This is a genomic window from Acinetobacter gerneri DSM 14967 = CIP 107464 = MTCC 9824 (assembly GCF_000368565.1).
In the GTDB taxonomy this organism is placed as follows: Bacteria; Pseudomonadota; Gammaproteobacteria; order Pseudomonadales; family Moraxellaceae; genus Acinetobacter; species Acinetobacter gerneri.
In genome coordinates this window covers 377,694-400,674 of sequence record NZ_KB849549.1, presented here as the reverse complement: position 1 = coordinate 400,674, position 22,981 = coordinate 377,694, and the positions used below count along the sequence as shown (strand labels likewise).

The 22,981-nt window shown below is 37.7% G+C and carries 22 protein-coding genes; 11 read left to right on the top strand and 11 right to left on the bottom strand.

All coding sequences use genetic code 11. The features are described 5' to 3' along the window. The first annotated feature begins 181 nt into the window (after positions 1-181). The 3 genes from F960_RS19835 to F960_RS19825 all read left to right on the top strand — a co-directional run bounded on the left by F960_RS19835 (position 182) and on the right by F960_RS19825 (position 4,491). Positions 182-1,096: an alpha/beta hydrolase gene (locus F960_RS19835; protein ID WP_004870202.1), complete on the top strand. Its 915-nt coding sequence runs from the start codon at positions 182-184 to the stop codon at positions 1,094-1,096. Positions 1,097-1,217: 121 nt separating this feature from the next. Next, the gene (locus F960_RS19830; RefSeq protein WP_004870200.1) at positions 1,218-2,486 is read left to right on the top strand and encodes a replication-associated recombination protein A; all 1,269 of its coding nucleotides are present in this window, start codon (positions 1,218-1,220) and stop codon (positions 2,484-2,486) included. Between the two features lie 247 nt (positions 2,487-2,733). Next, positions 2,734-4,491, top strand: a complete 1,758-nt coding sequence (locus tag F960_RS19825; RefSeq protein WP_004870198.1) for a glycerophosphodiester phosphodiesterase — start codon at positions 2,734-2,736, stop codon at positions 4,489-4,491. Positions 4,492-4,513: 22 nt separating this feature from the next. Here F960_RS19825 and F960_RS19820 read toward each other — a convergent pair whose 3' ends face one another. From F960_RS19820 to F960_RS19810, 3 genes are all read right to left on the bottom strand, one after another. After that, on the bottom strand, positions 4,514-5,578 hold the full coding sequence (locus F960_RS19820; RefSeq protein WP_004870195.1) for an AAA family ATPase: 1,065 nt from the start codon (positions 5,576-5,578) through the stop codon (positions 4,514-4,516). A 22-nt stretch (positions 5,579-5,600) separates the two neighbouring features. Further along, complete coding sequence (locus tag F960_RS19815; protein WP_004870194.1) at positions 5,601-6,641, bottom strand: aliphatic amidase; 1,041 nt, start codon at positions 6,639-6,641, stop codon at positions 5,601-5,603. 235 nt (positions 6,642-6,876) lie between these two features. Continuing rightward, entirely contained in the window at positions 6,877-7,770 is an 894-nt protein-coding gene (locus F960_RS19810; protein WP_004870192.1) for a LysR substrate-binding domain-containing protein, read from the bottom strand. A 95-nt stretch (positions 7,771-7,865) separates the two neighbouring features. Between F960_RS19810 and F960_RS19805 the strand changes: the two genes are divergently transcribed. Further along, positions 7,866-8,171: a carboxymuconolactone decarboxylase family protein gene (locus F960_RS19805; protein WP_004870190.1), complete on the top strand. Its 306-nt coding sequence runs from the start codon at positions 7,866-7,868 to the stop codon at positions 8,169-8,171. A 2-nt stretch (positions 8,172-8,173) separates the two neighbouring features. Then, the gene (locus F960_RS19800) at positions 8,174-8,581 is read left to right on the top strand and encodes a tautomerase family protein (protein WP_004870188.1); all 408 of its coding nucleotides are present in this window, start codon (positions 8,174-8,176) and stop codon (positions 8,579-8,581) included. 57 nt (positions 8,582-8,638) lie between these two features. Here the strand turns inward: F960_RS19800 and purC are convergent, their stop codons facing one another. Genes purC through dapA form a run of 3 tightly spaced genes read right to left on the bottom strand, consistent with a single transcriptional unit; the run spans position 8,639 to position 10,926 of the window. Then, entirely contained in the window at positions 8,639-9,358 is a 720-nt protein-coding gene (gene purC / locus F960_RS19795) for a phosphoribosylaminoimidazolesuccinocarboxamide synthase (protein ID WP_004870186.1), read from the bottom strand. 38 nt (positions 9,359-9,396) lie between these two features. Next, positions 9,397-10,014: a hypothetical protein gene (locus F960_RS19790; RefSeq protein WP_004870184.1), complete on the bottom strand. Its 618-nt coding sequence runs from the start codon at positions 10,012-10,014 to the stop codon at positions 9,397-9,399. A 15-nt stretch (positions 10,015-10,029) separates the two neighbouring features. Next, complete coding sequence (gene dapA / locus F960_RS19785) at positions 10,030-10,926, bottom strand: 4-hydroxy-tetrahydrodipicolinate synthase (RefSeq protein WP_004870183.1); 897 nt, start codon at positions 10,924-10,926, stop codon at positions 10,030-10,032. Between the two features lie 650 nt (positions 10,927-11,576). Here dapA and mhpT point away from each other — a divergent pair. The 3 genes from mhpT to F960_RS19770 all read left to right on the top strand — a co-directional run bounded on the left by mhpT (position 11,577) and on the right by F960_RS19770 (position 14,650). Further along, positions 11,577-12,791, top strand: coding sequence for a 3-(3-hydroxy-phenyl)propionate transporter MhpT (mhpT, locus tag F960_RS19780; RefSeq protein ID WP_004870180.1), 1,215 nt, complete (start codon positions 11,577-11,579; stop codon positions 12,789-12,791). 185 nt (positions 12,792-12,976) lie between these two features. Further along, positions 12,977-13,609, top strand: coding sequence for a bifunctional nicotinamidase/pyrazinamidase (gene pncA / locus F960_RS19775; protein WP_004870175.1), 633 nt, complete (start codon positions 12,977-12,979; stop codon positions 13,607-13,609). 78 nt (positions 13,610-13,687) lie between these two features. After that, a complete protein-coding gene (locus tag F960_RS19770) occupies positions 13,688-14,650 on the top strand; it encodes a bile acid:sodium symporter family protein (RefSeq protein ID WP_004870173.1) in 963 nt (320 codons plus the stop codon). A gap of 44 nt (positions 14,651-14,694) precedes the next feature. On the opposite strand, the gene F960_RS19765 is transcribed toward F960_RS19770, so the two are convergent. Next, positions 14,695-15,162, bottom strand: coding sequence for a 2-thiouracil desulfurase family protein (locus F960_RS19765; protein WP_004870172.1), 468 nt, complete (start codon positions 15,160-15,162; stop codon positions 14,695-14,697). Positions 15,163-15,338: 176 nt separating this feature from the next. Here F960_RS19765 and F960_RS19760 point away from each other — a divergent pair, with 176 nt between their 5' ends. Together F960_RS19760 and F960_RS19755 are read left to right on the top strand one after the other, a co-directional pair. Further along, positions 15,339-17,042, top strand: a complete 1,704-nt coding sequence (locus tag F960_RS19760; protein ID WP_004870170.1) for an arylsulfatase — start codon at positions 15,339-15,341, stop codon at positions 17,040-17,042. Positions 17,043-17,077: 35 nt separating this feature from the next. Then, complete coding sequence (locus tag F960_RS19755; RefSeq protein WP_004870169.1) at positions 17,078-18,064, top strand: SUMF1/EgtB/PvdO family nonheme iron enzyme; 987 nt, start codon at positions 17,078-17,080, stop codon at positions 18,062-18,064. Between the two features lie 73 nt (positions 18,065-18,137). Here F960_RS19755 and F960_RS19750 read toward each other — a convergent pair whose 3' ends face one another. Beyond that, a complete protein-coding gene (locus F960_RS19750; RefSeq protein WP_004870167.1) occupies positions 18,138-18,647 on the bottom strand; it encodes a GNAT family N-acetyltransferase in 510 nt (169 codons plus the stop codon). A gap of 88 nt (positions 18,648-18,735) precedes the next feature. Between F960_RS19750 and F960_RS19745 the strand changes: the two genes are divergently transcribed. After that, on the top strand, positions 18,736-19,008 hold the full coding sequence (locus F960_RS19745) for a DUF4031 domain-containing protein (RefSeq protein WP_004870165.1): 273 nt from the start codon (positions 18,736-18,738) through the stop codon (positions 19,006-19,008). 241 nt (positions 19,009-19,249) lie between these two features. On the opposite strand, the gene F960_RS19740 is transcribed toward F960_RS19745, so the two are convergent. From F960_RS19740 to F960_RS19730, 3 genes are all read right to left on the bottom strand, one after another. Beyond that, complete coding sequence (locus F960_RS19740; protein WP_004870163.1) at positions 19,250-20,251, bottom strand: aldo/keto reductase; 1,002 nt, start codon at positions 20,249-20,251, stop codon at positions 19,250-19,252. A 111-nt stretch (positions 20,252-20,362) separates the two neighbouring features. Beyond that, entirely contained in the window at positions 20,363-21,265 is a 903-nt protein-coding gene (locus F960_RS19735) for a helix-turn-helix domain-containing protein (RefSeq protein ID WP_004870161.1), read from the bottom strand. Positions 21,266-21,598: 333 nt separating this feature from the next. Beyond that, a protein-coding gene (locus F960_RS19730) for an IS3 family transposase (protein ID WP_085945819.1) occupies positions 21,599-22,674 on the bottom strand; the annotation gives its coding sequence in 2 pieces (ribosomal slippage) (positions 21,599-22,422 and positions 22,422-22,674; 1,077 coding nt in all). Positions 22,675-22,981: the final 307 nt, after the last annotated feature.

The window sequence follows — 22,981 nt, the reverse complement described above, 5'->3', positions numbered from 1 at the left end:
GAATCTATTGTTTAAATTGTAGTCATGTACGTCGACTTTGTGATGGATATTATTTTTCAATAAATCCCTTTATATCCCATTCATCATTTTTAAAAGCATGAAAATAGTTTTGTAAAAATAATAACTGATAATCATTATCAAATGTTAATATGCAAGGCTAACCTATTTTTGTGTCATATCCATGCTTAACGTGTTTTCAAATTTTAGAATACTGACTATTTTTGTGCTTTCTCTGAGTGTTATTGCGGAAAGTACAACGATTTATGCCAAACCAGATTTGAGTCCTTTAGGTCAAAATATTGCTGATCAGGGATCAAAATATTATACATTTCAAAGCAAAGTCTTTGAGTCTGACGGACAGCATCATCGTTATAAAGTCTGGTTAGGCATCGCAAAAAATGCTGACCGAACAAAGCCACAAGCTGCGATATATCTATTAGATGGCAATGCGGTCATGGATCGTTTAAAGGACGATTTACTTAAACAATTAAGTGAACAAGATGCACCAATTTTAGTCGCAATAGGCTATGACTCTAAACTTCCATTTGAGTCGAAATTGCGTTCATTGGACTATACGCCTGCGGATGAAACAGGTAAACCAAGTATTGATCCACGTAATCCTGATCGAATGAGTGGCGGAAGTCAGATCTTTCGTCAGTTTATTTTAAATACTCTTGATCCTTGGATCGCATCACAAGTACAGATTGATAAAAATCGAAAAGCATTGTGGGGACACTCTTATGGTGGCTTATTTGTGATCGATAGCTTTTTGAATAGTCATGCATTTAGCCATTATTTTGCTGCAAGTCCTTCTTTGACATGGGCGGATCAGCGTATTTTAAACAATGCTGAAAAGGTCAGTCCTACTCAAGTCAATGGTCAAAATTTAATGCTTTTTGAAGGCGATTTAAATTTGAAAAATCATGAGAAGATTAGTCCAAATCTAGACCTAAAAATGATTGAAAATAATCGAAAACTCAGCTTAATTTTACAAGAAAAAGGTGCAAATACTCGATTGTTAATTTATCCAAACCTAAGTCATGGGCAAGTATTTCAAGCTTCTTTGTTGGATGTTTTAAATCATCGATGGTTTTAGCAATGATCAAATAAGTTATAGTGGCAACTTTCGCATCACAAAAAAGTTTCTTGTACAAATATACGAGTTTATTCGAATTCCATAGTAGACTAAGGAAAGAGTTTTATTATTTAAAAAGAATATGTCAGACACACACATTCCTTTACCTGAACGCCTTCGTCCTCGTGATTTGTCTGAAATTATCGGGCAAGATCATTTACTTGGTGAAAATGCACCACTGCGTCAAATGATTGATCAGGGGCATTTGCCATCGATTATTTTTTGGGGACCGCCGGGTGTAGGGAAAACCACGATTGCGTTGTTGTTAGCACAAGCTGTGGATCGTCCTTTTGTCAGTTTGTCTGCGCTGAATACAGGGGTGAAGGAACTGCGTGAGGTCATCGCTGAAAGTGGTGATTTGCTTACACCAGTAGTATTTATTGATGAAATTCATAGGTTTAATAAATCTCAGCAAGATGCTCTACTCGGCGCGGTTGAAAAAGGAAAAATAACGCTCATTGGTGCGACCACTGAAAATCCGTCTTTTGAAGTCAATAGTGCGCTATTGTCTCGTTGTCAGGTCTATAGTTTAAATGCGCTTTCAAATGAAGCGATTCAGACACTGATTTTAAATGCGATTGCACAAGATCAATTTTTAAAAGACCGCTATATCCAGATTGAAGAATTTGATGCATTGATTCAATTTGCTGCAGGTGATGCTCGTAAGGCATTGAATTTAATTGATCTTATTGCTAGCACATTTGAAAGTGATGTTGAAAATATCGTAACCAATGCTGTTGTGGTCAAAGTGGCTCAACAAAATATTGCACGCTATGACAAATCGGGCGAGCAACATTATGATTTGGTCTCTGCATTTATCAAATCGATTCGCGGAAGTGATCCCGATGCTACGCTTTATTGGATGGCGCGGATGTTAAAAGGTGGCGAAGATCCAGTCTTTATTGCACGTCGTATGCTGATTGCGGCGTCTGAGGATATCGGAAATTCAAATCCCAATGCTTTACTTTTGGCTGGAGAATGTTTCCGTTCTGTTCAAGCTGTGGGCATGCCAGAATGCCGAATTATTTTAGGGCAATGTGCTGTTTACTTGGCAACTAGTGCGAAAAGTAACAGTACTTATCTCGCGATTAATAAAGCATTAGAACTGGCAGAAAAAACTTCAAATTTAGCAGTGCCTTTGCATTTACGTAATGCGCCGACAAAATTGATGAAACAGCAGGGCTATGGTGTCGACTATTTATATCCGCACAATTATCCTGAACATTTTGTACTTCAAGACTATCTACCACCTGAGTTAAAAGGTACAAAATTATATGAATCTGCACGGAATAAACGTGAAGTTGAAGGTGAAAAACTTCAACAAAGACGTTGGCAGCAAAACCAACAATAGCCTGAGTCATTTCTAGATCTGCGCAGAGTTTGGAAAAGTACAAATGATGCAAGCAAAGATCTGGAAATGATGAGTAGCCCATATTTTGTAGAGTGATAATCGCTTTTGAAGTGGTTTATCGCATATAAAAAATCGTCCACTCTTAAAAATATAGTGGTTTTTGACGCTCCTTTTTAAGTTAAAAGGTTTACACTTATGGCAAATTTTATGAAGAAGTCATCAGGATTTTTATCCTGATTTAAAAAAGATGAACAAAACGACATTTTTAATTAGTACATTATTGACGATTTATACAGTTCCAAGTTTTGCACAAAATACGACACAAAGTGTAGAGAAAACTCAGTTGCCTGCTTCCGCAAGCAAAATAGTGGCAGTTCAAGAAATTGCAACACAAGTCTCTATGCCACCTACGATTATTCAAAAAATAGCGACACCTTCAAACGCTCAAACGTCTGCCAATCAAGTGTATTTTCACTTAGATAAAAACTTGAATTTGATTGCAAAAAATAATGAAGTTTTCCAAAAATTAGAAGAATATTTAGATCAAAAGCAGCGTAGAACGATTCCAGTAGTAAAAGTAGATGATATTGCGACTATTGAAGCTTTGGCAAAGCTGAGTAAATCACGTGATATATCAGATATAACGTTATTATCGAATAACGAAGAAATACTACAAACTTCACATCAATTGATCCCTATTACGAGAACAGCATTGGATCTACGAGCTGAAACTTCATGGGGCAATACACCACAAGATTTACAAAAAATAGTCCAGAAAACCAATCAATCTTTTGCTCGAATCGCAGTCATTCCAAATCAACTCCTCAATAAAAATCATGTGAGTTTTCTACAAAAATTATTGATTACGGTTTGGGCTGATGCAAGCAACACTTCTACACATCCTGCTAAAGATGCAGCCAGTGTTTTAACGACTGGTGTGAATGGGATTTTGACGGCTCATTCGGATATTTTCATTACAACCTTGAAGCAATTTCCAAAAAATACTTTACTGAGAAAGCCTTTGGTAATCGCACATCGTGGCGTACCCACTTTGCAAGATGAAAATACTTTGGAGAGTGCCGCATATGCACTTGGGGTTGGTGCAGACATTATCGAAAATGATATTTATCTGAGTAAAGACAATCATTTAGTTGTGATGCATGATGAAACTGTTGATCGTACAACTCATGGGCATGGCAAAATTGAAGAAATGAGTTTGGCGCAAATTAAACAGCTAACAACTCAAAATAAAAATCGTAAAATTCCGACATTGGCAGAGTATTTTTCATTAATAAAACCTGTGAAAAATGTTGTATTAATGGTGGAATTGAAAAGCGCAAATCCTAACCTTGTTCCAGCCCTTAAAGCTGAAGTTGAAAAATATAATTTTGCAGATCACTTGGTGGTTACATCTTTTCGTCGTGAGCAGACCAATCGAGTGAAGAGCAATCTCGCAGGTGTTTCAACTGGAATTTTGGTTGGTGCTATGCCAAATACAGGCAAAGCAGACCAAAATGCTTATCAAATCATGCAAGATACACAAAAATATGCATCGACTTATAATCCAGCTTATCGCAGCGATTTAGTCAGTTTGATGCAAACAACAAAACATCGGGGCATCAGTTATTGGCCTTGGGCATTGGACGATCAAACTTTCAAAAAGCTTTATATTGCTGGGACTTATGGGATCACGACCAATTCAGCACAGCTTTATGCTAAATATATTGTGGGGATAAAAACGGCTCCAGCAGTCAACGTCAAAGTTGGACAAAAATTCTATATCAATGCTGAACTACAAACTCAAGATGGTCACAGTATAAAAAGTAAAGCCAATCAATATATCGTGTTAGGGGCTTCGCCAAATTATGTCCAAAGCCCTCAAAAAGACACACTGACTTTTAAATCAAAAGGTCAGGCTTATGTGCTTGCAGGTTATCAATACCATATTGATCAGCAAAATTCTTATACGATTTTTACTTCACCAATCATGGTAAACATCCAATAATTTTCACAGCATAATCCAGCCATTATTCTGATCTGTGGCTGGCTTGCCATTGTTGATTTTGGAAATCAATTTGTACTTGATCAGCATCTGGCATTTCCATAAAAAAATCAGCAATAACAGGTTCTATCAAGGTTCTAAATTTTCTTGATAAGCCACGTGCACCATAATTCAACTCAACATCTTGGATAAGTTGTGCTTTTGCAAGAGGCGTGAGGCTGAGGTTACGTCCTTGTTTTTTTAATCGAAGATTGAGCTTGGATAATTCTAAATCGATCAGTTGATTGAGCACATCCGACTCAATTTTGTTGTAATGTAAAATACGATCAATACGGTTTAAAAACTCTGGATCGAATTTTTTTAATAAAAACTGTCGTGTGACTTCCGCTTCATCTAGCTTAAATTTAGTTGCTAAAGGTTGTAAAAATTTAGGTAATTTCGAGATTTTTTCTAATCGAGCTTGGCTTTGTTTTGCTCCAATATTACTGGTCATAAAAATGATGCTATTTTTAAAATCTATCGATTTCGTTCCAGAAGTAAGCTTTAAAGTTCCTGTTTCCAAGACATTTAATAACGTGCGAATCACCTCATCACTGGCTTTTTCGATTTCATCAAAAAGTACAATGCCCGGTTTAGAAAAACTGCCTTGAATCGCTTCGATATCAAACAAGGTATGTCCTTCTTTACTCCCAGCATAACCTGGCGGGGCACCCGTAAGTGCTGCAGCATAATGTTCTTGAGCCAAAGTATTCATGTCGATTTGGCAGAATGCATTCGGTCTGTTGTAGATCGCTTCACTAATAATTCTGACAGTTTCTGTTTTGCCGACACCTGTGGGTCCTAAAAGCAAAGTGACGGCAAGTGGTTTATCTGGGTGATTAAAATCAGCTTTGATCACTTTTAGCATTTTTTCGATTTCGACCAGTGACGCATCTTGCCCAATAATACTTGCCCTCAGTTTTTGCATCACATTTTGAGGGTCAAATTGGAAACGTGATGTCCGAGCAAGCATATGATTTTCTTGGGTTTCATATTTTTGCTTCTGAAGTGTTTCTTGGTTTTGTTGCATGCGGTCACTGGCAAAAGTCATCGTTATTTCTCCGTATTTTAGCTTATTTTTCTCGTTCTAGGCCTTCATGTGGCAAATCATAGACTGGACATTCAGCTACACCAACAGTCGTCCTTGTGAATTTCTCTACATTTTCCTGTGCTTTTTGTGCATCGAGTACCCATGTCCGATAAAAATCAAATGGGCAGTCTGCGATGCCTTTGTCACCATCCCCATTATTGTGTAATCCCGTATATCCACGGTGTAAAAGTTTGAAGAGGTGATTTTGAGATTGGTCATGTTTACGAGCATCTCTGATTTCGGTCAATGATAATTGAGCATATTGAATGCCATTTTCTTCAGTGCCACATTCACCCAATGTACGACCATCAAATCCAACAATTGCAGAATGACCAAAGTAGGTATAAACCCCGTCAAACCCCGTTCCATTGGCTACAGCAACATAGACATTGTTGGCCCAAGCCATGGTTTTTGACATCAAAATTTCTTGTTCGCAGGCAGGGTACATGTAGCCCTGACAACGTACTACAAGCTCGGCACCTTTCATGGCACAGTCACGCCAAATTTCTGGATAATTACCATCATCACAAATAATAAGCGATAATTTTATACCTTTTGGTCCCTCGCTAACGTATGTTGTATCGCCCGGACACCAGCCTTCAATCGGACACCATGGAATAATTTTTCTATATTTTTGAACAATTTCCCCCTGATTATTGATCAAAACAAGTGTGTTATAAGGCACTTTATGTGGATGTTGTTCGTGCCGTTCTCCTGTGATCGAAAACACGCCCCACACATTGGCTTCGATACATGCTTTTGAAAAAATAGCCGTTTCATCCCCAGGAATAACCGCTGCTGTTTCCATCATTTCATCATGATCGTACATGATCCCCATAGTGCTGTATTCTGGAAAAATAATTAAATCTAAACCCGGAATACCTTGTTTAATCCCCTTAATCATTTCGCCTATTTTTCGGGCATTTTCTAAAACTTCAGCTTTGCTATGCAATCTTGGAATTGGATAATTTACAACAGCTACACCGACTGTATTTGGACTACTAGAAATATCGCCATGTCTCATTTTAATTTCCTTTATTGAGTTAGAAATAGATTCCTTTACTAAGCAACAAGCGTTCCAGTTACAAATACTGGATGAGAAATAAAAATCGAAATAGTTCTCTTTTGTAATCGTTATCTTTTTTTCTGCTAACTAAAAGGCGCAATGATAAATTAATGAGATTTAATCTATGCAATCATAGATCATGTTTTGTTAAATTTTGTAGCTTAGGTATTTTTAATACTGCACTAAATAAATTCTATTTTTTAAAAATCAGTAGGTTTTCGTGCAGGTGGCGCTGAAAATTTTCAATGATTGAAGAAGTTGGCTGTATATTTAAATACATCCCATAATTTATGCTAGGTAAAGAAGGCAAATAATGTGAAGCTAAAGTCTGGATATCTTGAGGAGTATTAATGGGTGATCTGAGACTAACCCCCATGCCAGCACGGATCGCAGCCCAAAGTGCGAAAACTGAATTGCATTCATAAGCAATATGCCAAGCAATTTGATGTTGATCTAATAGCTCAATCGCGATTTGCCTCAAAATACAAGGTTGTTGTAGTACGACCAATGGGATGGACTTTTTATTTTCAAATAACGCTTCAATATGTGGATGTGCACAATACAGCCAGTGTAAGTTAATATTTTTCAGTATTTTAAATTGATCTTCAAATAGGTTTTTTTGTTGCCAAATTAAAGCCAAGTCTAATTCTTGTCTGTGGATTTTTTCAATTAGTTTTAAATTACGATCAACTTGTACATGAAATTGTACATTGGGATATTGCTGCATAAATTGGGCGATAACTTCTTGTAGTAAGCCTTCAGCAAAATCCTCTTGTAAACCAAAACGAATATATCCATCTTGCTGATTTTGTTGTAGTTGTAATAAAACATGATCATTTTTTGCCAATAGCTCTTTGGCCACTCGTAGTAACAACTCTCCATTTGGAGTGAGTTCGAGTAATCGCCCCTTTTTCCGTAATAATTGACACTGTGTTTGCTGTTCTAACTTTTTTAATTGAGCACTAATAGCAGCAGGTGAACGACACAACTGTTCTGCAGCTAAATGAAAGCTGCCTAACTCGATTCCTTTTACAAATGCTCTGAGCGCATCTAAATCAAGATTGGTTGGAATTTTATAATTGTTCATATTTTTTGAATGATTACTTAGAAATGTTTTGATTTTTTTAATAATAGCAAGATGAGATATTGAAAGCCAGCCTTTAGATCAGATGGAAAACTCAAATGTACAAACAAATTGATATCGATAATCTACAACACATTTCACCTAAAATTTATGAATTAAGTAAAAGTGTACTTTTTGATGATATTTGGCAAAGAGAAGGTCTAGACATAAAAACGCGTTGTTTTTCAACGATGAGTGTATTGATTGCTCAAGGACGTTATTCACAGCTTGAATGGCATATCAAAAATGCTTTGAAGGAGGGTATTCAAAAAGAGCAAATCCAAGAATTATTGATTCATTTGGTTTTTTATGTCGGTTTACCCAACGTTATTTCAGCATTAGAAAATATTTCAGAGGAGATATAGGCATGCCTATGATTCGAATTTCTACAGCATTTCCCTATTCTGATACAGAAAAGAAAGAAATTTCTGATTTAATACAATCATGTATGGAAGAACATTTTGATACGCCCAAAAATGATCGTTTCCATATTTTTGAACAATTGAAAGGCTCAGAACTCATAGTTGATCCAAATTATTGGGTGGAGCAGGCAAGGAGTGATAAATTTATTATGCTTTATATCACTTCTGGAAAAATCCGAACTTTAGATCAAAAATCAGCATTGATGAAATCGGTTACGGAGCAACTCGGTGAAACATATGCAATTCCTGAACAAGATGTCATGTTTGTTATAGTGCAAAATACATTTACAGAATGGTGCTTTGGACATGCAGAACGTGCAGATCAGAGAATTCAGCGTATGCTCGCAAAATAAAACATTTTAAATAAAAAACCGAGCCTCTCAGCTCGGTTTTTGAAGTTTTATCGGATATTAGATATCAGATAAATCTACACCAATACGTGCAGCAACTTCTTCATAAGCTTCAACAACACCACCTAAACCTTGACGGAAACGGTCTTTGTCGAGTTTTTTCTTAGTTTCTTTATCCCATAGACGGCAACCATCTGGAGAGAATTCATCACCAAGAACGATACGATCGTGGAATACACCAAACTCAAGTTTAAAGTCTACAAGAAGCATGCCACCTTTAGCGAACAAGTCTTTAAGTACGACATTTACTTTTTGAGTTAAATCTTTCATTTGAGCAAGTTGTTCTTCAGTTGCCCAACCTAAAGAAATCGCTTGAGATTCGTTCACCATTGGATCGCCAAGCGCGTCATCTTTGAAGAACAATTCGAAAGTAGGTGGAACAAGTTCTTTACCTTCTTCGATGCCTAAACGACGGCATAATGAACCCGCTGCATAGTTACGCATTACGCATTCTACAGGGATCATTTGCAATTTTTTAACTAAAACTTCAGTTGGAGAAAGAAGTTTTTCAAAGTGAGTTTCGATACCCGCTTCAGCCAGTTTTTCCATGATAAAGGCGTTAAAACGGTTATTCACCTTGCCTTTTCGATCTAGTTGTTCGATTTTTTCGCCATTGAACGCAGAGGCATCATCACGAAAGACTAAAATCAAGTGGTCAGCGCTATCTGTTTCATAAACGGATTTAGCTTTACCAGTATAGAGCAAGGTTTGTTTTAACATGGGGGAACCTTTTTCAAAAAAAAATGCCTAGATCATGACTAGGCTGGCCAATTTTGGTAAATCTGAGTTAACAATTCTGTAGCTTTGGATTTGTCTGCAAAACTGTTATCGGCATTGAATACAGCAAGGGTATTGCTCGCACCTACTGAAGTGAGTTTTACAACATAGATTTGATTGTTGATTTTCACAGTCGCCTCATTGGCATTTTTGCTTTTGCCAACAATCGTATGATTTAAACTCGTAAGTGTGGCAAGTGTGTATTGCCATATTGTAGCAGAATTTCCATCAACTTTGATCAACGGATTACCACTTCCGTCAGTAATTAGTTGAGGTTGACCAATAGATGTACTTGTTTGAGCAGCATTCGTCTCATCAGAAGATGGCGCGTTTTCAACTTTTACATCTGGTCTTGGCATTGCAAAGCGGTTGCCACGTTGGTTTTCAAATGTCGGTGCATGTTGAATCGCAAGTGGATCAACCACTGGAGCTGGATACAAAGGCGTTGCTGGTCTAGATACGACCCCTTCAGGATATTTTAGAGGTTCAAGAGAACTTGCATCTTTGTAATCTAAAGAACCATTATTAATGGCTATATGACTACAACCCGCTAAACTTAAAGTCAAAAGGGCGAATGAAAAACCAAAACGTAATTGCATAATATAAAGCTCTTATTAAATGATGCCCGCAGCTTTGAGTTCTTCGCGAAGCGGCGCACGATATTGTTCAGCAAGTGGAGTTAGTGGTAGACGAATACCTGCACCAATTAATTCCATTTCATATAATGCCCATTTCACTGGAATTGGGTTCGATTCACAAAATAGAATATTGTTTAATTTTGCAACTTTGTCGTCTAAAGCTTTAGCTTCGCTTGCATTTCCAGCAATCGCAGCAGCACAAAGTTCGCTCATGATTTTTGGTGCAACATTTGCGGTAACAGAGATATTACCTTGTGCGCCTAAAGCCATAAGTTCACGTGCTGTCGCATCATCACCAGAATAAACAGTCATTGCCTTGCCTTGAAGACCTTCAAGTAACTCTTTACCACGAGGCACATCGCCTGTTGCGTCTTTGATACCCACGATTTGTGGAATATCAGCCAAACGAATCACAGTTTTGTTGTGCATATCAACGCCAGTACGACCTGGTACATTGTAAAGAACTAAAGGTAGATCAACAGCTTCAGCAATCGCTTTATAATGTTGAAATAAGCCTTCTTGTGTAGGTTTGTTGTAATATGGGGTCACTAAAAGAGCGGCGTCTGCACCGAGTTCTTTTGCTTCCTTGGTGAGCTCAATCGCTTCGTGTGTTGAGTTTGCACCAGTACCGGCAATAATTGGGATACGTTTATTGGCCACACGGATGATTTCTTTAATCACTTCTGCGTGTTCTGCCATGCTAAGAGTAGATGCTTCGCCAGTGGTGCCGACGGCAACAATACTATCAGTGCCTTGTTCTATGTGCCACTCAACGAGCTTCTCAAGACTCTTCCAATCTACGCTGCCATCTTCAAACATTGGGGTGACGAGTGCGACAATTGAGCCTTGAATGATCTGTGCTTGCTGAGTCATTTTGAAAAAATATCCTATTTGTCCATCCGAATCGTAAAAACGTAAGTATGGATGGTTGAAATTTTTGATTTTAAGCAAAATTCGAAGAATTAAAATTGAATATTGCTTATGCAAATTATGACTGATTAAGGCGTTTAGAACAATATACTTTAGTCATCGCAGTGAAAAACTTTATGAAAAGCAACAAATAGAACACATATTTATTTTATTTCTATTCGAAAAATAGTACTTCATGTATAAAAGTGAATAAGAACATGAAAAAGATTAAATATTATACCGAATGTACTGAGAATAAGACCTTATATTGATCGCATGATACACATTAACGATTAAATATAGCCTGAGAATAGTTGTGAAGTATGAAAAAAAATGAATCTATTGATTGTTTTTTTATATATAAATTTCAAATGAATTTTCTTATAAAATGAGAATAATCTTTCTGAAAACAAGTTAAAGCCGATCAATCTGCTAGGAATTGTGCATGATTAATTGTTTTTTTGCCTAGATCATAAAATTTATGAAAAGTTGAAACTTCTCATTTCAAAAATATTCAAGTGAACTTTCTAACACCTATTGATAGTTATTTAAGCAGTTCTTGTCCTAGATGATGTGTCACTTATCGACAACATTTAAGACAAGGATTTGCCAAAATGGATAGATCTTTCACAGAAATTGATCAAAAGCATTCAATGATTACGATCCTGATTTGCTTTTTAATCGCAGTGATTGAGGGCATTGATATTCAAGCTGCAGGCGTTGCTGCTTCTGGAGTGAAAGCACATTTTGCTTTGAGTGCTTCGGAGCTTGGTCTATTTTTTAGCGCAGGGATTTTAGGCTTATTGCCAGGCGCATTGGTTGGTGGTCGTTATGCGGATCAGATTGGGCGAAAAAAAGTACTGATTTGGTCTGTGACAATTTTTGCTGTTTTTACATTATGTACTTCATGGGTCAGTAGTTTTTATTCTTTATTGTTGGTACGGTTTTTGGCGGGTGCAGGATTGGGCGCAGCGATGCCGAATTTGATTGCCTTGGCTTCTGAGTCTACAACACCTGAAAAACGAGGTCGTGCCGTTGGTTTGATGTACTGTGGTATGCCGATTGGCGCGATTTTGGTTTCTTTATTGGCTGCCTATGACATGAGTGGAAATTGGAAAACCATTTTTTATGTCGGTGGTATCGTTCCTTTAATCGTTGTGCCTTTGATGATTAAATTTTTACCTGAATCACGTGAATTTTTAAAAGCTCAAGATGCTGTAAAATCTAGTGATCAAAAGAAACTTTCGTATAAAGATCTGTTTAGCCGTGAATATGCACCACGGACGATTTTACTTTGGGTGAGTTATTTCTTTACCCTCATGGTGGTTTACATCATGTTGAGTTGGTTGCCGTCTTTATTTATGGAGCTTGGATTTAGCCGTAAAGATGGCAGTATGGCGATGGTATTTTTCCAAATTGGTGCTGCAATTGGTACTGTTGTCTTGGGAATGTTGATCGATCGTTATAAGAAAGCTTATGTGATTATTCTGATGTATTTGGGGATTTTGTTTGGCTTATTTAGCTTGAATAGTGCATCGACTTTAAACCTAATGTTTGTTGCTGCTGCGATCATGGGAACATTTACGATCGGTGGGCAAGGCGTACTTTATGCTTTTGGTAGCTTTGTTTATCCGACGCATCTCCGTGGTCAGGGTGTCGGGGCGGCTTCAGCGGTTGGGCGAATTGGCGCAATGATGGGACCTGCAATCGCAGGGCAACTCTTGGCAATGGGAAGTGGGGCAACAGGTGTTATTTCTGCTGCGATCCCATGTATCGTGATTTCTGCGGTGATTATGGTGTTATTGGCTCGTCGTTTAGAAAATGCCTAATTTCCATCAAGTTTCGATCAAAGATGCCTTTTAGGCATCTTTTTTTTATGCAAAATGAGCTGGATAGAGATCGTATTGTGGCATTGATTGAGCTTCATTTGCCCTATTCAGTTGACGCTTTAGATTTGCACCCAAAACATTTTCCTGTTTAAGATAGGCTCATTCAAAGAATAGAGAGAAGAAGGATGTTACGACTTGAACAAAGCGCTTTGATCGTGGTTGATGTGCAAAATGGATTTACGCCTGGTGGGCATCTCGCTGTAGCAAATGCTGATCAAATTATTCCTCTGGTAAATCAACTCATTCAACATTTTGACAACGTGGTCTTAACCCAAGATTGGCATCCTGATGATCATATTTCTTTTGCTGAAAATCATGAAAATAAACAGCCCTTTGATACGATTCGCTTAGATTATGGTCAGCAGGTACTTTGGCCTAAGCATTGCGTGCAAGGAACACAGGATGCTGATTTTCATCCCAATTTACATACTTCAAAAGCGCAAATGATTATTCGTAAAGGTTTTCATAGTCATATTGATAGTTATTCTGCATTTATGGAAGCGGACCATGTGACATCTACAGGTTTAGCAGGTTACTTGAAAGAAAGAGGAATTTCTCAAGTATTTATAGTGGGTATTGCGACTGATTTTTGTGTGGCATGGACCGCAATGGATGCAGCTAAACTTGGTTTTAAAACCTATGTGATTTCTGATGCGACCAAAGCGATTGACCTTAAAGGCACGCTACAACATGCATGGCAAGAAATGTTGGCGTGTGGTGTAAAACGCGTTTATAGTCGGGAAGTTTTGGACACATGACTCGGTGTCATCGACGGAACATCTAAAGGAATTTGACCAAAATGGATGGTCGCTTTACGTCTAAGTAGGATCTCGCCTATGTCAGCTTTTTTACGTTTTAATCTTTTTATCCAGAAAACTTTTGCGATTTGGGTGGTGGTTTTTGCAGTGATTGCTTTGATTTATCCAAGTGCTTTTGTGTGGATGAAGGCTTATATACCGTGGGTGCTGGGCATTATTATGCTGGGAATGGGCATGACGATGACTGTAGATGACTTCAAAAGTGTTTTGTCTCAGCCTAAAGCCGTGGTGATTGGTGTACTTGCACAATTTATCGTGATGCCAAGCGTGGCATTATTGTTATGCAAAGTGTTTCAGCTTCCGCCTGAAATCGCGGTCGGTGTCATTTTAGTGGGATGTTGTCCCGGAGGCACGGCTTCCAATGTGATCACATATATGGCTAAAGGCAATACTGCTTTATCCGTAGCATGTACCTCAGTCTCAACTTTTCTTGCACCCGTTTTAACGCCTGCAATTTTTTATCTTTTGGCAAGTCAATGGCTCCCGATTGATGCAGGTTCTATGTTTGTTGATATTCTCAAAGTGGTGATTTTCCCGATTATTATTGGGGTATTTTTAAGAACACTTTTCAAGGAAAAAACCGAACAATATATCCAAGTGATGCCTCTAATTTCTGTTGTGGGTATCGTTGTGATTGTGGCTGCGATTATTGCTGCGAGTAAGGCTTCGATCATGCAGTCGGGTTTATTAATTTTAGGCGTTGTCATGCTGCATAATGCCTTGGGTTTTTTACTTGGATTTTGGGCAAGCCGTTTATTTAAATTGTCGTATTTTGATAGTAAAGCGGTGTCAATCGAAGTGGGTATGCAAAACTCTGGTTTGGGAGTAACTTTGGCAGCTATTCACTTTGCGGCCTCACCGATTACGGCTGTACCGAGTGCGATATTTAGTCTTTGGCACAATATTTCAGGTCCAACTTTGGCGACATATTGGGCAGCAAAAGCAAATAAAGAACAACAAGCAAAGCAAGAATCTCCATGATTTTTGCCTCTATTGATCGCTAAACCGATCTTATTTTGGTCAGATTATGGGTTTAAATTTGCTAAAAACTCATCTTCTGACATCACTTCAATCCCATGACGTTTCAATAAGGTCGCAGTGATACCCATTCCTTGTATTTTTCGCCCTTGAAATGTTCCATCATAAATAAAATGACTACCACATGATGGACTTTTCTCTTTCAAAATCACGTGCGTTATCATATTTTTTTGTGCGATTTCTAAAGCTAAAAATGCACCTTTTAAAAAAGCCTCTGTGACATTATTGCCATCAGAATCGAGTACTTTTGCTTTTTTGTCGAGCACATCTGAAGCCGTCCCTCCTACGATTTCAGCAGGGAGTCTAGGTGTATCTAAACCACCCATGACTTCAGGGCAAAGTGTGATTGCTTGATGATTTTGCAGTAATTTTTTGAGTTTTTCTTCTAAGCAATTTTTGCCATCATAGCGGACATTTTCACCAACGAGACATGCACTGATCAGATATTTAGGCATTTTCATTCTCAAATTTTTCAGCTTTAAATTTTAGCACGATTCGTATTTTAAACAGCTAAAACAGCGATTGTTCAAAATTATTGAACAACCAATTCAATAAAAGGCGGTTTTTCAAAGTTAAATTTTTAATTAATTTATCTTTTTGATTTTAATAAACCCTAAGGATGGGGAGCAAGATGCGATTTAAAAAACTGCTTTTAGCTGTGTGTATTCCTGCATTTTTATCGGCGACAACAGTGCATGCTGAGACTAAAACGCAAGCCAAAAAGCCCAATATTTTGTTAATTGTGGCTGATGATTTGGGCTTTTCAGATACGGAACCTTTTGGTAGTGAAATTAAAACCCCAAATATTGCGCGCTTAGCAAAAGAAGGCACAACACTCACCAATTTTTATGCTGGCCCTACATGTTCTGTAACGCGTTCGATGCTTTTGACAGGGAATGACAACCATCAAGCAGGCATGGGAAATATGGCTGAACTTTTACAGCCAGAGCAAAAAGGTCATAAAGAATATTTAGGACAACTCAATGATCAGGTGATGACCATTGCCGAACTATTGAAACAAAATGGTTATGGCACATATATGGCTGGGAAATGGCATCTGGGCGGGGCGGCAAATGCGACACCCTATGCGCGAGGTTTTGAGCAATCCTTTGCATTGATGCAAGGGGGTGCGGCTCATATGGATAAATCATCATTATTTGAAGGTTATGCAGCGCGTTATGTGGAAAATGAGCATGATATAAATGAACTACCAAAAGGATTTTATTCAACCGATTTTTATACCGATAAAATGCTGTCTTATTTAAAAGATAATTCACATAAAAATCAGCCATTTTTTGCTTATTTAGCTTACACCTCTCCACACTGGCCTTTACAAGCACCTGAAGAATATCTAAAAAAATATGAAAATAGCTACAAAGAAGGCTATGAGAAAATTCGCCAAGATCGTTTTAAACGTATGTTGGCACTCGGTATTATTCCAAAAGGAACTAAAATCAATGATCCTTTGGCTAAAGATTTTCCATCTTGGGAAAAGCTGACGCCTGAGCAAAGACTCGATCAAGTCAAAACCATGCAGATTTATGCTGCAATGATCGATAACTTGGATCATAACATTGGTCGAGTACTGGATTATTTACGTGAAAGTGGTGAGCTAGATAATACGGTTGTGTTGTTTATGTCAGATAATGGTGCTGAGTCTTCAACGCCTGAAGCCTTACATGAGCACGGCATTCGAGACTGGGTCGATGCGAATTTTGACAACTCTTATAATAATATGGGTAAAAAAGGTTCTTATGTGACACTTGGGCCGCAGTGGGCACAGGTTGCCTCAACACCATTGCCATATTTTAAAGGTTTGGTGTCAAATGGCGGTATTCATGTACCTGCGATCGTGCGCTATCCAGCGCTGACTAAAGCTGGAGACATTGAAAAAGATATGGTGCATGTCTCAGATTTTGTTCCTACAGTTATGCAGATCGCAAATATTCAGCGTCCAGATCATTTCAATGGCAAGCCAATTTTACCCTTACAAGGTCGCTCATTTGTCCCTGTGCTACAAGGAAAGACCTTACCAGAGCGTAGTTTAGGTTGGGAATTTAACAACAAAAAAGCGCTATACCGTGGCGATTGGGTCGTACAAAATCAAACATCACCGTATGGAACTAGAAACTGGGAACTCTATAATCGTAAAAAAGATCCAAGTTTATTACATGATTTGGCAACGAAAGATCCTAAACGAACTGAGGCACTGGTTGAAGAATGGCAAAAATATGCAAAAAATGTTGGCGTTATTTCCGCACCTTATCGTTTTAGATATGGTCAAATGACATGCTTGTATGATACATGTATTCAACCTGATTCAATTCCACAATAATTTTCAATTTTATTTAGATAAAACAAGGTTGTTTAATGTCTAAACTGATTATCGCTGGCCTCGTTACAACACTATTCATGCTTGGTGCATGTAGCACGAAATCATCTGAACAAGCTCCCGATTTGGCAAAACTTGGCAATTTGGAGCTTTGTAAAAGTTACAGTGGCTTGCCCAAAGATTGGCTCAAAAATCCACATGCCGGGATGGTGAAGATTCAGGGCGGCGATTTTCTGATTGGAAATAATGAGAAGTACCCAGAAGAAAAATCACTGGTTGGCAGTAAAAAACATATTGAAGATTTTTGGATAGATCAAACAGAAGTGACCAATGCCGAATTTCGTAGTTTTGTGGATGCGACAGGGTATAAGACTGAAGCAGAACAACAAGGTGAGGCAGCAGTTTTCGTAAAGCCTGAACAGCAAGTTGCTGATTTAAAATGGTGGAAACTTGAAAAAGGCTATGATTGGAAACATCCATGGGGAGCAAATTCGACGCGTAAAGTCTTGGAAAATGAGCCTGTGCGATATGTAACGATCAAAGATGCGATGGCTTATGCTGCTTGGTTAGGACGTGAGATACCGACTGAAGAGCAATGGGAATATGCTGCCAAAGCATTTAGCCATGAACGTGATGTTGAGGCTGTGCACGATGGACATCATCCTGATGCCAATGTGTGGCAAGGGGAGTTCCCTTATAATAATCAAACCACAGATGGCTTTGAAGATGTTGCACCAGTGGGTTGTTTCAAAGCCAATGGTTTTGGTTTGCATGATATGATTGGTAATGTTTGGGAGCTTACCCAGACCCCATTTAGTGGTACGCATGATGATCATCTAGGTGTGCAGGAGCAACTTGATCCTAAACATTTAGCTGAACATAGTAGTTATACGATCAAAGGCGGTTCTTATCTTTGTGCTTCCAATTATTGTGCTCGCTATCGCGCAACATCTCGTCAACCACAAGAATACAATTTGGCGATCAGTCATGTTGGCTTTAGAACTGTGAAAAATGCTACGCCTTAAAACCTCAGTTTAAGATTGAATGATCACTTAATATTTATTGTTATTGGGTGATCATTTCATACTTTTAAGCGTATTAAAGTTCTTTTAGCATGATGAGCATACCAATCTCATATAAATCCGTTGAAAATGGAATCTCCAATTTTTCTTCGAAACCAAACTTTTGGTAAAATTTTTGCGCACGTAAATTATTTTTTAATACTTCTAAGTAAATGAATTGTTGCGCATTATTTTGAGCAAATTCAAGCACAGATTGCATGAGCTTTGCAGCAATATTTTGTCCTAAGGCTTGTTCTAAAACATAAATTTTCTCCAATTCGGTCGCATGGATACCTAAGTTTGGCTGAAATGTATTTAAAACTAATTTGGCATAACCTAGTATTTTCTGTTGATCGTTTTGAAGCAATAACCAAATATGATCAGGATGCTCAAGTGATTTTTGAATATTTTCTAGGCTATACTGTTGTTGTATAAATTGTTGTATGCCTTGTTTAGTCCAAATTTCAGAAAAATGCTGACGATAAGTTTCGCTACTGATTTGATGTAATGCTGATAAATGTTCTATAGAAGCATGGATGATTTTCATTATTTCCCCTCATTTATCATGTGATTAATCAATTTTTTTTAAATGTAAATCTGTAAAATTCTGCCTTCACATGCATATGGAGTCATGTATGAGTATTTATGTGGACAACTCTAAAGTCGCTTTTAAAGGTCGTGAATGGTGTCACATGATGGCGGATACCTTACAAGAACTGCATTATTTTGCTGCAAAAATGGGTGTTGATCCACGTTTATTTCATCGAAGTGCATCTTATCCTCATTATGATATAACCATTCAAATGCGTGAAACGATGATTTCTCATGGTGCAATCATTGCCGATCGTAGGACGATTATTGCTTGCGGTAAAAAGCTGAAAATAGAATTGGCACTTGAATGTAAATAATTTATTTTTTGAATCAGATATAAAAAAACCACACTGCCATGCTGTTTAGAACAAAGCTTGTGTGGATTCTTTAAGTCATCTGAGAAACTTTATATAGCGATATTTGGATTGGCTATGAAAACAATCTCAATATCTGATTTTCAAGACTTAGAAGTGGCTCAATCATAAGTTAGCGCAAAATGTTCGCACCGTACTTATTACTTCACTCATCCTTTTTTTGAAAATAAATAACCCTAAATGATTAATGATTTACTGCAGCAAATTGTTGGGCATTATAACGTGCACCGACGTTCGGATATTTTGCAATAATCATGTCGATTTCTGCCAAATCAGCTGTACTCAAATCAATGTTTACAGCTTCAGCATTTTCCACAAGTCGCTCGATTTTACGAGTACCAGGAATAGGAATAATATTTTCACCTTGCGCCAAAATCCAAGCCAAAGCCAGTTGAGCTGCCGTGGCATTTTTACTTTGGGCAAATTCGCTGAAGGCTTGTGCTAAATTTTGGTTATTTTTCCAATTATCCCCTTGATAACGAGGTAATTGGCGACGGAAATCACTTTCCTCTAAGTTGCCAACATCGAGTTTATTGGTTATTAAACCTCTCGATAATGGTGAATAGGGAACAAGGCTAATGCCTAATTCGCGAATCGTTTGAAAATGAGTATTTTCCAGCTCACGAGTTAATAATGAATATTCATGTTGAACTGCAGCAATTGGGTGAATGGCATGGGCTTTACGAATCGTTTCGGCTGAAGCTTCACTAAGTCCTAAATAGCGGACTTTACCTTGTTTGACTAAGTCTGCCATCGCACCAATCGTGTCTTCAACTGGGATATTGGGATCAATGCGGTGCGCATAATACAAATCAATCACATCTGTATTTAAGCGTTTTAGACTATTTTCGACAGCAACTTTAATCCACTTCGGAGAACCATCAATATAAGATTCTAGCGAGTTTTGCGGATTGCTATTGTCTTCTTTATATCGAAAGCCAAATTTGGTGGCTAAGAACACTTTATTTCGATGTTTCGCTAAAACTTTTGAAAGTAAAACCTCGTTCGCACCGTTGCCGTACATGTCGGCAGTGTCCCAAAAGTTAATACCGAGATCTAAAGCTTTTTCTAATGTTGCAATATTTTGTGTATTGTCTGAGTTGCCATAGGCAAAGCTCATTCCCATGCAGCCCAAACCCAATGATGACAATTGTTCGCCTGTTTGCCCTAAAGTTCTATATTTCATTTTTAACACTCTTTTTGCAAAGTTATGTGAGTAAAAAAACTATAAAACGCTTTAAGTCAAATCCGCCTATAACATTCAAACCAATAATTATAAAATTCAAACAATATGCTTTTAGATTACACAATCTTTACGGAACATTTTCGGAGAAAAATGTGTATTTTTCTTAAAGAAATTGGTGAAATAAGCTGGATATTCAAACCCTAAGCTATATGCAATCTCGGAAATATTCCAATTGGTATGCTGTAATAGCGCTTTGGCTTCTTGTGTAATCCGTGAGCTAATATGCTCCGAAGTGGTTTTGCCCGTGGTTTCTTTCACGGCTCTATTTAAATGGTTTACATGCACCGATAAAGCATAGGCATAGTCATTTGCAGTTTTGAGTTTGAGTTGAAAATGTGGTGAGTCGATTGGAAACTGACGCTCTAATAATTCAAAAAATAAATGACAAATCCGCACCGAAGCATTGCTATGTTTTTCAAACTGTTTCGTGGGTTGCATTTTCATAGACTCATGTACGATGAGATGTAAATAGTTCCTTAATACATTGTATTTATGGATATAGTTTGAATTTATTTCACTCATCATCTTTTTGAAAATAAATGAAATTTCATCAACTTGTTGATCATTTAAAAAATAAAGTGGATTGCCATCGACTTTAAAAAGTGGCGAGTCCTTTAAAAAATTTTGTTTTGATTCTTGATTTACAAACTCTTCGGTAAATAGACAAAACCATCCTGCTTGTTCTTGCGAATTGATTTCCCATGCATAAGGAATAATCGGGTTTGAGAACAGTAAAGCTGGGCGGTCAACTGTAATCCAACGGTTGGCATAGTGAAGTTCACCTAGTCCAAGGATAAGTGAAATTTTATAATAATCACGACGGCTATAAGGCGTCAGAAATGAACAAGCATCCCGCTGGAACACATTAAAATGTCCAAACGAGGTCAATGGGACCAAGTAATCGCTATCTCTAGTTAAAGAAAAGCGTTGATAAAAATCATGTATGGTTTCCATACTTCACCTAGGTGAGTCATCAATTTATTTAAATTTATAAAATTCAAACCTAATTTACTGTAGCTTTTATTTAAAATTTGATCAACAGACCCTATTTATTGCTAAAACTTATCTATTCAGGATTGAATTGATCGTGAATATATTTGAGAAGCTTGGCTTATACAATGAACTGTAATCTAAGTCTTATCATTTTACTCAAGTCTTGATCTCGACCCTTGATGATCTTTTTTCAAATTTTTATATAAATTCTTTGAATCTGATATAAAAAATCCACACTGCCAGGCTGTTTAGAGCGGTAATCCTCCCATAACTAACTGAAGTTAAAAGTAGAGGTTAAGCAGCCATTAGAGGAGGCCTTCCTTTGTTGGCTTGGTGTGGTCTTTCATGATTGTAATGCCATAGCCAATTCGTTGCATAATCTTGTACTTCATCCAAAGTATCAAATAAATGTTTGCTTAGCCAACTATAACGTATGGTTCGATTATAGCGTTCAATATACGCATTCTGTTGTGGGTTACCTGGTTGAATATGTTCAATACAAATACCGTGTTCAGTTGCCCAGCGTACGAATTCATGACTGATAAACTCAGGTCCATTGTCGCATCTAATCACCAAAGGTTTTTCCCGATATTCCAACAACTGATTGAGTGCTCGAATAACTCGTATTGCAGGTAGTGAGAACCCTGCTTCAATAACTAAACCTTCGCGGCGGTAATCATCAATCACATTCAATAATCGAAATTTGCGACCATCGGAAAGCTGATCGTGCATAAAATCCAGTGACCAGACCTGATTTTCACGGATGGGTTCTTTCAATGGTTCAGGCGCATGTCGTTTTAGTCTTCTTCTTGGCTTAATACGCAGATTCAGTGCTAACTCACAGTAAATGCGGTAAACCCGCTTGTGATTCCAACAGTGACTCTTAACATGCCGTAAATATGAGAAGCATAGACCAAAGCCCCAATCGGAATTTTCCTCAGTGAGGTCTATGAGCTGTTCTGCAATGAGCACATTGTCATCACTGAGTTTAGCCTGATAACGGTAGCAGGTTTCACTTATGCCAAATGCAGTGCAAGCCAAACGGATACTAACAGCATGTCGGGCCACTGCATGTTGAGCCATCTGACGTCGACAAGATGGCTTCACCACTTTTTTGACATCGCTTCCTGAATAATTTCTGCCTTTAACCGCTCTTCAGCATACATTTTTTTCAGTCTGGTATTTTCTGTTTCCAACTCTTTCAGCCGTGCCATCAAAGATGTATCCATGCCGCCATATTTAGCACGCCATTTATAGAAGGTTGCATTACTCATACCGTGTTCACGACATAGGGCAGCAACAGGTGTACCAGACTCCGCTTGCTTTAAGATGGACATGATCTGGCTGTCTGTAAATTTAGATGTTTTCATGCAGAATCTCCTGCTTGTATCTTAAGAGAAAATTCTACTTTTAGATCCTATTATTTTTAGGGGGGATTACCAGCATCACTGGTGTGGATTTTTTAAGTCATCTGATATGAAACTTTATCTATATCGTTTGGGGATAGAATAAATGTATGAGAGTACTTTGTAAGTACTTAGTGAATGTATAATCAAGAATGGTAAGAGTTTGAATCTAAATAATTATTTTATGATTATATATCATGATACGTGAAACCAGTCTTAGTTTGATTTTTATATTAAAGGCTTAATTTAGACATCTAAGTTAAGCCTTTTT